General features: G+C 61.3%; 8 protein-coding genes. 5 read left to right on the top strand and 3 right to left on the bottom strand.

Annotated elements, in window-relative coordinates:
• Positions 1-5: 5 nt before the first annotated feature.
• Positions 6-1,004, bottom strand: coding sequence for an iron-siderophore ABC transporter substrate-binding protein (locus FHS81_RS10050; RefSeq protein ID WP_183752532.1), 999 nt, complete (start codon positions 1,002-1,004; stop codon positions 6-8).
• Positions 1,005-1,230: 226 nt separating this feature from the next.
• On the opposite strand from FHS81_RS10050, the gene FHS81_RS10055 reads away from it, so the two are divergent.
• Positions 1,231-3,396, top strand: a complete 2,166-nt coding sequence (locus FHS81_RS10055) for a TonB-dependent siderophore receptor (protein WP_183752534.1) — start codon at positions 1,231-1,233, stop codon at positions 3,394-3,396.
• A gap of 192 nt (positions 3,397-3,588) precedes the next feature.
• On the opposite strand, the gene FHS81_RS10060 is transcribed toward FHS81_RS10055, so the two are convergent.
• Complete coding sequence (locus FHS81_RS10060) at positions 3,589-4,494, bottom strand: helix-turn-helix domain-containing protein (RefSeq protein WP_210281628.1); 906 nt, start codon at positions 4,492-4,494, stop codon at positions 3,589-3,591.
• A gap of 275 nt (positions 4,495-4,769) precedes the next feature.
• Between FHS81_RS10060 and FHS81_RS10065 the strand changes: the two genes are divergently transcribed.
• A complete protein-coding gene (locus FHS81_RS10065) occupies positions 4,770-5,861 on the top strand; it encodes a siderophore-interacting protein (RefSeq protein ID WP_183752536.1) in 1,092 nt (363 codons plus the stop codon).
• Between the two features lie 127 nt (positions 5,862-5,988).
• Positions 5,989-7,737 carry an ABC transporter ATP-binding protein gene (locus tag FHS81_RS10070; RefSeq protein ID WP_183752785.1) on the top strand — a complete coding sequence of 583 codons (1,749 nt, stop codon included), beginning with the start codon at positions 5,989-5,991 and terminating at the stop codon, positions 7,735-7,737.
• A 55-nt stretch (positions 7,738-7,792) separates the two neighbouring features.
• Here FHS81_RS10070 and FHS81_RS10075 read toward each other — a convergent pair whose 3' ends face one another.
• On the bottom strand, positions 7,793-8,767 hold the full coding sequence (locus tag FHS81_RS10075) for a LysR family transcriptional regulator (RefSeq protein ID WP_183752538.1): 975 nt from the start codon (positions 8,765-8,767) through the stop codon (positions 7,793-7,795).
• Between the two features lie 123 nt (positions 8,768-8,890).
• Here FHS81_RS10075 and dsdA point away from each other — a divergent pair, with 123 nt between their 5' ends.
• Together dsdA and FHS81_RS10085 are read left to right on the top strand one after the other, a co-directional pair.
• Positions 8,891-10,177: a D-serine ammonia-lyase gene (gene dsdA, locus FHS81_RS10080; RefSeq protein ID WP_210281629.1), complete on the top strand. Its 1,287-nt coding sequence runs from the start codon at positions 8,891-8,893 to the stop codon at positions 10,175-10,177.
• Between the two features lie 224 nt (positions 10,178-10,401).
• Positions 10,402-11,997, top strand: a complete 1,596-nt coding sequence (locus FHS81_RS10085; RefSeq protein WP_183752540.1) for an ABC transporter substrate-binding protein — start codon at positions 10,402-10,404, stop codon at positions 11,995-11,997.
• Positions 11,998-11,999: the final 2 nt, after the last annotated feature.

The raw sequence follows: 11,999 nt of genomic DNA on the forward strand, positions 1-11,999 counted from the left end.
CGCCGTCACTGCGATTTGTTGACGGCGGCGCCGAGCAGCGCGACATAGTCCTTCAACACCCACGGAATCGAGAGCGGCGTGGGGTTGGCCGCCGTGCCGACCGGATCTCTGCCGAGCATGACGAGCGCATCCTTGTGCACGGCGGGCATTCTGGACAGCAGAAGATGGGCGCGCACCGCGTCGAGCAGCGGCTGGCTGCCATAGCTCACAACGATGTCGACATCGTCGAAGGCATCGACGCGTTCGGCGCTGACGCTCGCCGCGAACTGTCCCGGCTTTGTCGCCTCGCGCACGCTGCGGGGAGATTTCAGCCCGAGATCGGCGAAGAACTTCACCCGCGTATCGTTTTCGGTATAGAAATTGACGACGCTGAGGTTCGTGGCATCCAGATGCGTCACGAACATCGCGGTCTTGTCCTTGAGTTCGGGATGCTCGGCAACCGTCGCGGCGATCTCCGCTTCGATCTTCTCGATCAGGGCATCGCCTTCAGCGGCCATGCCAAGCCCGGCGCTGTTCAGACGGATCATGTCGCGCCAGTCCGTCGCCCATGCTGACTCGGGATAGGCGACAACCGGGGCGATCTGGCTCAGCGTATCGTAATCGGACTGGCTCAGGCCGGAATAGGCCGCGAGGATCACATCCGGCTGCGTCGCGGCCACGGCCTCGAAATCAATGCCGTCGCCCTCGTCGAACAGCACCGGCTTGTCGGCGCCAAGCTCCTTCAGCTTCGCATCGACCCACGGCAGCAACCCGTCACCATTGTCATCGCCGAAATTGGCTGCCGCGAACCCCACGGGCACGATGCCCAGCGCCAATGGCACCTCATGGTTGGCCCACGCCACCGTTGCGACACGCACAGGCTTTTTCGGAATGGTCGTCGTGCCCAAAGCATGCTTGATGACGACAGGATAAGCCGTATTCTCCCCCGCCTCGGCGCCGCGAAACAGGCCAATTGTAATAAACAAGGCCAGAAATAAAATAGAATAATTAAAAACTCGCAGCATTAGACAGTGTCTCCGCAGTGCTTCGGACGCTATCTAGTTTCAGTTTCACCATAGTCCGTCAACAGCGCAGCATGCTTACTTATGGAAAAGCAATCAGATTTCCGTGCCTTTCTACAAAGGAGAGGAAATGTACAATACGCGACGGCGCGCTCAAGTTAGCGATGATCCCAGCTCTACGATTGTCACGGCTTTACGATTATCCACAGAATGCGCCAAGGATGGTATGATGCGTGTATTCGATTCCTCACCCCGGCGGCCGGCCAATGTCTTCCTTGCCGGTTGCTCTCTCATCGCGGTTCTTGCCGGCTCGTCGGCGGCGCATGCGCAGCAGGCGACTCCCGCCATCGAGCTTGACCCTGTCGTGATCGAGGCCACCGGCACTGCCCCGGGCGACGGGCCGGGCGGCGGGCTGACGTCAGCAGGCTACGTCGCGCGCGATACGACGATCGCGACCAAGACTGATACGGACGTGCGCAAGATCCCGCAGTCCATCGGCACCGTCTCGCGCGAGGAGTTGGAGAACCGCAACGTGCAGTCGCTGGTCGAGGCGGCGCGTTACACGGCGGGCGTGCGCGCGGGGCAGTTCGGTTTCGATCCGCGCTTCGACACCATTTATGTCCGCGGCTTCAACGTCACCGACACGGGCTTTTACCGCGACGGCCTGCGCAGTCTCGGCGGCTCGTTCTCCGTCTTCCGCCATGAGCCCTACCTGTTGCAGGGCGTGACGATTCTGAAGGGGCCAAGCTCCATGCTTTATGGCTCCGGCGCGCCGGGAGGCATCGTCAACGTCATCTCGAAGCGTCCCACCGAGACGCCGTTCCATGAGATCGAGGCCCAGGTTGGCTCGCACAGCCGCGTGCAGGGCAATTTCGACCTCTCCGGCCCGGTCCCGAGCAGCGAGAACCTGTTCTATCGCCTCACCGGCGTCTGGCGGTCCGCCGATACGGAATTCATCGCCGCGCGCGATGATCGGGTTTCCATTGCGCCCGCTCTGACATTCCGCTCCAGCGACAAGAACACCGAGCTGACCGTGCTGGGCGAATACACCGAATTCACCTCGGGCGGTTCGGCGGGATGGTACACCACCCCTCAGGGCCAGATCACCGGCCTTCAGCATGGCGATCCCAACTACAAAGACTATGACGGCCAGCAGTTCCGCATCGGTTACGAGTTCAGCCACCGCTTCAATGAGCATCTGGCCTTCCGTCAGAACCTGCGTTATCAGAACGTGGATACGGACATGAAATATGTCAGCATCCTCGGCCTCGACCCGGTTCAGGGCGTCGCGAACCGCTATGCGGCCCGCCTCGTGGACAATTCTGAAGGCATTGCGGTCGATAACCAGCTTCAGGCGAACTTCAACCTTGGCCCCGTCGCCAATACGGTTCTGGCCGGGCTGGACTATAACAATGTCAGCTATCGCTACCGTTACGGCTTCGGCACTGCCGGCCCCCTCAGCCTCGCCTTCCCCAATTACGGGATGACGTTGGTGCAGCCGCCAGTGAGCCTTGACGGCTACGAGCAGCGGACGCGGCAGGAGCAGCTGGGCGTTTACGTTCAAGACCAGATCGAGTTCAACCGCTTCGTGCTCACGGTCGGCGGCAGGCATGACTGGCTGGAGACGCGCAACAAATACCCCCTCTCGTCCAGCAGAAGCGAGCAGAACGACAGCAAATTCACGGGCCGCGTCGGTCTGGCCTATCTGTTCGATAACGGCTTCTCGCCGTATGCCAGCTACTCCACCTCGTTCGCGCCCACCATCGGCACGTCGCGGGACGGTTCTTCATTCAAGCCCACGGAAGGCCAGCAGGAAGAAATCGGTCTGCGCTATACGCCGAGCGACCTCAACCTGTCCGTCAGCGCCGCCCTGTTCCGCATCAAGCAGTCCAGCATCCTGATTCCCGATCCGACCGATCCCAACTTCCGGATACAGCAGGGCGAGGTGGAATCGCGTGGCTTCGAGGTTCAGGCCATGACCAGCCTGACGGATAGCCTGAACTTGACCGCAGCCTACACCTATCTGGACATGGAATACCTGAACGGCGATGACCGCGGCAACATGCCGGCGGGCATTCCCGATCACCAGTTCTCGGTGTGGGGCAATTACGAGTTCTCGTCCGGCTTCGCGCAGGGCGTGGGGATCGGCTTCGGTACGCGCGTCATCAGCAAGAGCTGGGCGGACGATGCGAACACCTCGCGCAACCCCTCCCGCGTTCTCTTCGACGCTACGCTCTCGTATGACTTCAGCCACCTGAGCGAAAGCCTCAAGGGGGTTCGCGCCCAGGTATCCGCCAAGAACCTGTTCGACGACCGCGTGCCGACTTGCGTCAACAGCTACTGCTACCGCGAAGAAGGACGCAGCGTCATCGGTTCGCTGCGCTACAGGTTCTAAAACGGTTTCAAGCAGAGCGAATACCGACTTGCGTCAATAATACGCGATACACCAATGCGCTAGAGCATTTCGACAGGCTAGAGCATTTCGGCATTTCGTTGAAACGCAGAAATGCTCTATCTTATTGGCTTTACGCGTTTTCTTCACGCAAAGCGGCATCCGCTTTGCTTGAAAACGCTTTAGCGAAATGCTCTAGCGATTCAGCGCCGCATGCCGGGCGCGCCGCCAGGCGGCGGGTGTTTCACCTGTGATCTGGCGGAAAGCCTTGGTCAGATGCGCCTGATCGGAAAAATTGAGCTGGGCGGCGATGTCAGCGATCGTCAGGTCGGTGTCGGCCAGCAGTTGCCGCGCGGCCTCGATCCGCCGCGCCAGTTGCCATTGCTGCGGCGTCTTGCCCAACGTCTGCTTGAAGACGTTGGCGAACCAGCTCTCCGACAGGCCAACCGTCTCGGCCATTTCCGCAACGGTCAGGCGATGGCCGCCGCTGGCGTCGACGCGTGACAGCAGCTTGTTCATCTGCCCCTGCGTTAGACGGCCGGTGGCGCGTTCGGCGGCGGGTTCGGGAATGTCCAGAAGCCCGGTGACGATGCTGCCCGCCAGGCTCTCGGCATAAACCGCATGCTTTGACGGTTTCGCCACCTCGTCGACAAGCAGGCTCGCCAGGGTCTCGACGGCATCGATATCCTGAACCTCCACAGGCCGCCGCAACGCCGTCAGGGCATGCGACTGGCCAATGGACGGCGACAGAAAGCGCAACATGCGATCCTTGTGAACATGCAGATCCAGATGCGAGAAACGATGCGGGGCCGTGAAATTGGTCCACAACGGAACACCGGCGGGAACGTAGATCGCGCGCGTCATCTGGCGGCCGTCGCTGCCAAAACCGTTTTCCCGGTTGGTCATCCGGATATGGGAGGACACATCATTGAAGAAGATCACGATGCGCGGGTCCGGCGACAGATAATAGCCGCTGGCCCCGGAATCGCCCTCTGCCTCCCAGAACACGTTCATCAGGCCATCGAGGCCACGCCATTTGACCGGCTTTCGCGCCCGGATGCCCTCGGTGTGGCACTTCATGGAATGCAGATAGCCCGACATGTCCGCCTCACCTTCCCGATCCGCGCCAGATTCACGCGTGACATGCTCCCCACCCGGAAAAGCTGCCGGAAACGATGCGCGCTAAAAATCCGGATGATAATCGCAGCCAGTTGCTATAGACACAAATATGTATATTACATGAATAAATCTTGCAACATCCAAGAATATAGAGGCTATTTATAATAGTTATAATTATGTATTGTTGCAAATTTTTATAGTTTTAAATTGAATTGCCTTGCAGGTGGATGCCACGGACTGAAAACGGAAAGCCTTCAATGACCGACACACGCCCTTCCCCCCGCCTGGTTTCCTCCGCGCGCATCGCGCTTGACGAGCCGGCCTCCGTGCTGGACCGCCTGTGCGACCATCTTTCTGAGTATGTCACCGTTGAGCGCAGGGAGGGCGGCGCCACGTTCGTTGCGGAATACGGCTCGGCACGCGCCAATATCGAGGCGGGAGCCGTCGTCGTGGGGCTGGAGAGCACTGACGAAACCGGGCTGTCGTTCCTCAAGCTCACGGTAGCGGAGCATTTGCTGGCGTTTGCCGGCGACCAAAAGCCCGTCATCCGCTGGAGCGGCGATGGCAAGGTGGGGGAGTTGCTGGCGTATTTTCGCGAGATGCGCGTTGTCTCCGTCGGCAACGTCACTCCGCTGATGCGCCGTATCGTGCTGTCCGGCAACGATCTTGCCCGCTTCGCCAAAGGCGGCCTTCATGTGCGGCTGCTGTTTCCGCCGGCTGGAATCGTGCCACCACGTTGGCCGGTGAATGGCGAGGATGGGCGTCCGCAATGGCCCAAGGGCGATGAAAAACCGGAAGCGCGTATCTACACCATCCGCCACCTGGACGTGACCAAAGGTGAAGTCACCATCGACATGCTGCTGCACGGCGACGACGATGATGACGATCACCATTCTCCGGGTGCCGATTTCGCGCGCAACGCCCGGCCGGGCGATATCGTCGGGATGACCGGCCCCGGCGGCGGTTCGATTGGCGAAGCCGGGCGCTACATTCTATTGGGCGATGAAACTGCCCTGCCCGCCATTGCCCGCCTGCTGGAAACGATGCCTGAGTCGGCACGGGTATCCGTGTTCATAGAGGTCGCCAACGCGGATGAAGAGCAGGTCTTACCGTCGCCTGCCGTAGTGGATCTGCACTGGCTGCACCGCGATGCCGCCGGTGACAGTTTGGCCGCCACCCTCCGCAACCACTCCTGGCTGACGGACGGCGGGGAGACCCCGTTCATTCTGGCCGGTTGCGAGCATACGCTGGCGCAGGAGATCCGCCAATTCGTGTTGAAGGAAGCCGGCATCGCCCGCGAGAAATGCAGCATTGCCGCCTATTGGCGACGCGGCAGCGAGGGAGAATAGGCAGGAACGGATTGACAGGACAGGCAGATCGGCCCATTCCGGGCCATATGCCTGACCAGACCCGCGCAGCCTTGCTCCGCATTCTCTCGCCATCTCCGCCTCGCCGGGGCCAGACCGACGTGACATGATGATCGACCTCCTGAAACGCTTTGCCACCTATTATCGTCCGCACAAACGGCTTTTCATGCTGGATTTCGGCTGTGCGGTCGTTGCCGGTCTGGTGGAACTGGCCTTCCCGCTGGCCGTGACGCTGTTCATCGACGATCTGCTGCCCACCGGCCAGTGGGGCCTGATAACCCTCGCACTGGCGGGGCTTCTGGCCATCTACCTCATCAGCGGCGGGTTGCAGGCCATCGTCGTTTACTGGGGGCACATGCTCGGTATCAATATCGAAACCGAGATGCGTCGCAAGGCGTTCGACCACCTTCAGAAATTATCTTTCGGTTTCTTCGACGCCAACAAGACCGGCCACCTCGTCGCCCGGCTGACCAAGGATCTGGAGGAGATCGGCGAAGTGGCCCACCACGGGCCGGAAGACATCTTCATCGCCATCATGACGCTGATCGGCGCTTTCATTCTGATGATGTGGGTGCATGTGCCGCTGGCGCTCATCACCGCCGTCATCGTGCCGCTCATCGCGTGGCTCACCACCCGCTATGGCGGGCGGATGACGGCGACATGGCACGGGCTTTATGGCCGGGTGGCGAACTTCAATGCCCGCATCGAGGAGAATGTCGGCGGCATCCGCGTGGTGCAGGCGTTCGCCAATGAAGAGCACGAGCGCCGCCTGTTTGCCGACGACAACGACGCCTATCGCTCCACCAAGTTGCAGGCGTACAAGGTGATGGCAGCGTCCACCTCGCTGAGCTATCTCTCGATGCGCTTCGTGCAGATCGTCGTCATGCTGGCCGGCAGTTTCTTCGTCGTCCGGGGCGAACTCTCAGCCGGCGGTTTCGTGGGCTTTCTGCTGCTGGTCAACGTGTTCTTCCGTCCCATCGACAAGATCAACGCCGTCATCGAAACCTATCCCAAAGGTTTCGCCGGCTTCCAGCGCTATGTGCAGTTTCTCGATACCCGTCCCGATATTCAGGACAAGCCGGGCGCCGTCGATGTGCCGGCCCTGCGCGGAGCGATCCGCTACGACAACGTCGTTTTCAGCTACCACCCCGGCGGGCGGAGCGTGCTCGACGGGATCGACCTGACGATCAACCCCGGAGAAACCGTCGCTTTCGTCGGCCCGTCCGGCTCCGGCAAGACGACGATCTGCTCGCTGCTGCCGCGATTCTATGAAGTCGGCTCCGGCGCGATCTCCGTCGACGGCATCGATATTCGGGACATGACCCTCAACGCGCTACGCCGCAATATCGGCATCGTCCAACAGGATGTCTTCCTGTTTGCCGGCACGATCCGCGAGAACGTCGCCTACGGCCGTCTGGATGCCTCGGAAGCGGACATCCGCGAAGCCGTGCGCCGGGCGCGGCTTTCCGAACTGGTGGAATCGCTGCCGGAAGGGCTGGATACAGTGGTCGGCGAGCGCGGTGTCAGACTGTCCGGCGGCCAGAAGCAGCGCATCGCCATTGCGCGCATCTTCCTCAAGAACCCACCGATCCTAATTCTCGATGAAGCAACCTCGGCGCTCGATACGGAAACGGAACGGGCCATCCAGCAATCGCTCAATGAGCTGTCGCAGGGGCGCACGACGCTCGTCATCGCCCACCGTCTCGCCACCATCGCCCACGCAGACCGCATCGCCGTGGTGCGGGACGGCCGCGTGGTCGAGGAAGGCCGCCATGCCGATCTGCTGGCGCTGAACGGCGTCTACCGGCGGCTGTATTCGAACGGCGGCGTCATGGAACCGGCACACACCGGGGCCTGACGCGCGCCGTGTCCAGACAGTCCGCGGTGAATCTGAGGCCTACGCGCTGACAGAATCAGGGCGTAGGCTCCCGCATGGTCATGACGTTCGTGGCGAGCCACAGATCCCGCTCCTGCCTGAAGCGTTTGCCTTCGCGCATCAGCCATTCCCGCAGCGTGTTCATGCGAGGCTGCTTCTCGTTGAGTGTCATGAAACGGTAGGACGCCTGAGACGGAATGGCCAACCGGAACGCCGGCACGAGACGCCCGGAAACGAGATCTTCCAGCACCAGCGCCAGCCGCCCAATGGCGATGCCCTGCCCCGCCATGGCGGCGCTGACTGCAAGCTGGGACAGGTTGAAGCACGGGCCGTCATGTCTGGGCATGGTCTGCCGCCCTGCCGCCTTCAACCACGAATCCCATTCCACCAGGGGTTCGGTCGTTTCCTCCCAGGGCGATGCATCGTGCAGCATCAGCGCCGATGGCAGGTTTTCGGGGCTGTCTATTTCCGGGTGCTCGCGCATGAACTGCGGACTGGCGACCGGCAACAGCCATTCATCCAGAAACACCTCATTGAAGATATCCCTGTGCCCGCCGGGATCGTAGCGGATGGCGGCCTGAATGCGCTCGATCTCCATTCTATCCCGGGTGAGCGTGTGGAACTCGCCGTAGACGCGCAGGTCGATGTCCGGGTGCTCGCGCATCAGCGTTCCCATATGCGCCACGAACCAGCGCATGGCGAATGAGGGCGAGCAATTCAGATTGATGGTGTAACTGCTGTTCTGCACCTTGATCTGTTGCAGCGTGGTTTCCAGCACCTGAAATGCTTCCTGACACGCGAGCTTGAGCTGCATGCCCTCGCGCGACAGGCTGATGTTGCGCGTGTTGCGGTGAAACAGCCGCACGCCGAGCCATGTTTCAAGCTGCTTCACCTGCTGCGAAACCGCGCCCTGTGTGACATGCAGGCTGTTTGCAGCCGCAGTAAAGCTATTATGCTGAGCAGCTGCATCGAAACTGCGCAGCCAGCCCAGCAAGGGGGCAGACAGATTCATTTTATTAGCTCCACTAATGAACGGCTCATGATAAATGAGTTGTGCGGCTATCACAAGATTGCACAATATCCTTGAAACGGACACGCAGATGTCCGCTGAAAAGATAACGAGTGGGGAATATCTGTGACATCCTTGGCAACGGCTTCACGGGCCCGGCTGTGGCTCAACCCTGCATTGCGCGCATCTGCATCCCGGCAACCGGACCCCGATTTCGGCGTCGACGCGATTTCTGAGGCGCAGCAGCGTTTCGCACGTTTCGCACCGCTTCTCGCCAACCTGTTCCCCGAGCTGGGAGCCGAAGGGCGGATCGAGTCTCCGCTGCTGCCGCTCAGCGACGACGAGCGCCACGCCCTCTATGGCGACCTTCCGGGCAACTTTTATATAAAAGCCGACCACGCCCTTCCCATCGCAGGGTCCATCAAGGCCCGCGGCGGCATTCACGAAGTGCTTGAGCTGGCCGAAAAGGTGGCTGGTGAGCACAATCTGCTCGATACCGGCGATTACACGACCCTCGCCAGCGATGCGGCGCGTGCTGTGTTTTCACAATACAGCATCTCGGTCGGCTCGACCGGCAATCTGGGCATGAGCATCGGCATTATGGCCTCGGCGCTAGGCTTCACCGCCCGCGTTCATATGTCGAGCGACGCCAAGGAATGGAAAAAGGCACGGCTGCGCGCACGCGGCGTGGAGGTGATCGAGCACGCCGGCGACTATGCCGCCGCCGTCGCCAGCGGACGCGACAGCGCTGCTAATGACCCGAAAGCCTTCTTCGTCGATGACGAGAACTCACGCTCGCTGTTCCTCGGTTATGCCGCGGCCATCTATCATCTGCAGGAGCAGCTCCGGCAGGCGGATATCGAGGTGGGGCCTCACGCGCCGCTGTTTGCCTATCTGCCGTGCGGCGTCGGCGGCGCGCCTGCGGGCATCGCCAGCAGCCTGAAGGCGGCTTTCGGCGACGACGCGCATTGCTTCTTCGTCGAGCCGGTGGCAGCGGCCTGCTTCCTCACCCGAATGCAGCATCCAAGCCGCCCGGGTATCTCGGTTTACGATGTCGGTCTCGACAAACGCACGGATGCGGACGGGCTTGCGGTTCCAGCAGCGTCGGAGCTTGCTTACGAGCAGATGCGCAATGTGCTCTCCGGCGTGCTGACGGTGGAAGACGAGACGCTGTTTGCGGATGTCTACCGCGTGCATCAATCCATGGGCATCCGGCTTGAGCCGTCGGCAGCGGCGGCGATCAGCGGGCCACGCATGCTGCTCTCGACGACCGAGGGGCAGCGCTATCTGCGCACGCACGGGCTGGATGGCGACGTGGCGCAGGCCACCCATCTGTTGTGGACGACCGGCGGGCTTTTCGTGCCCGACGACGCGTTCGAGGGTTTTCTGGAAAGGGGGCGGCAGGCTGTATAGACCATTTCCGCGGTTCACGACCATGCGGAATGTGATCTCGCTTTTTTGATTTTGAGCATATTTCCGTCCACCGGATGCTTCCATCCGGTCGGAAAGCGCTCCAAAACACAGGGAGAGACCGGCTTTGCAACAAAAAACGGGAGAGCCAGCCGATCATTCCCTGCCCTGTTCAAGGGGCAACGTGAGCACTAACAAAACATCTTGCATATCTGGAGGGGTATGAAATGAAGCACTTCTTCTCACAAAAACTGACCGCCAACATCCGGCTCGGTCTTCTCGCCGCCGTCGCGAGCGGCGCTCTGTTCACAACGCAGGTGCAGGCCCAGACCCTGACGGCGGTGATGCACGCCAGCCTGCGTCTCACGGACCCGGTGGTGACGACGGCCCACATCACCCGTAACCACGGCTTCATGATCTACGACACGCTGTTGGCGACGGATGCGGAGAACGCCATTCGCCCGCAGATGGCGGAGAAGTGGGAGGTTTCTGACGACGGCAAGACCTACACCTTCACCCTGCGCGACGGCCTGAAATGGCATGACGGCGCGCCGGTGACGGCCGAGGATTGCGTCGCATCGATCCAGCGCTGGGCGCAGCAGGACAAAAGCGGCCAGATGATGAGCGCGCAGATGTCCGAGATCAAGGCGCTGGACGACAAGCGTTTCAGCATGACCTTCAAGGACGCCACCGACTTCCCGCTCATTGCGCTCAGCAAGCCCAGCGGCATCACGCCGTTCATCATGCCCAAGCGCATCGCCGAAACGCCGGCCAACCAGCCGATCAAGGAATTCGTCGGCTCCGGCCCGTTCAAGTTCGTGGAGAGTGAGTTCCGCCCCGGCTTGCAGGTGGTGTACGAAAAGAACACCGATTACGTGCCGCGCGCCGAGCCGGCCAGCGGCCTTGCCGGCGGCAAGGTGGTCGAGGTCGATCGCGTGCGCTGGGTCTCGATGCCGGACTCGATGACCTCGGTCAACGCCCTCATCAACGGCGAGATCGACTATCTCGAACAGATGCCCTACGATCTGCTGCCGCTGGTGCAGAACAACCCTGACGTCAAGCTCGAAGTGCTCGACGAAGGCGGCTATCAGACAGTGATGCGCCTGAACCACCTGCACCCGCCTTTCGATGACGAAAAGGTTCGTTTGGCTGCCCTCTACGCTGTCGGGCAGGAAAACGTGATGCAGGCGATGATCGGCAACACGGACTATTATGAGACGTGTCCTGCCGTGTTCGGTTGCGGCCTGCCCTATGAAAGCCGCGCCGGCGAAGACGTCAGCGTTCCGGCAAACCCGGCGAAGGCACGGGAACTGCTGAAGGAAGCAGGCTACAACAACACCCCCGTCATCATCCTTCAGCCCACCGATACGCCGACCGTCAACACGCAGCCAGTGGTCATCGGGCAGGCGCTGCGCGAGGCCGGCTTCAACGTGCAGATGCAGGCGATGGACTGGCAGACCGTGGTGACGCGCCGGGCCGTGCAGGCACCTCCGTCCGAAGGCGGCTGGAACATCTTCGCCACCAACAACGTCATGGTTGAAGCGCTCGATCCCCTGCGGGCTTTCGGTGTCGCGGCCAATGGCAAGCAGGCCTGGTTCGGCTGGCCGGACGTTCCGGAGATCGAGGAGCTGCGCCTGCGCTTCTCGCAGACCACCGACACGGAAGAGCGCAAGAAACTGGCTGACCAGATTCAGGCGCTGGTGATCGAAAAGGGCGTGCTGCTGCCCATGGGCCAATACTATGTTCCGGCTGCATTCCGCAGCTCGATTTCCGAGCCCCTGAAGTCTCCGGTCCCGGTGTTCTGGGGCGTCAGCAAGAAGTAATA

Source organism: Pseudochelatococcus contaminans (genome assembly GCF_014195635.1).
Lineage (GTDB): Bacteria > Pseudomonadota > Alphaproteobacteria > Rhizobiales > Beijerinckiaceae > Pseudochelatococcus > Pseudochelatococcus contaminans.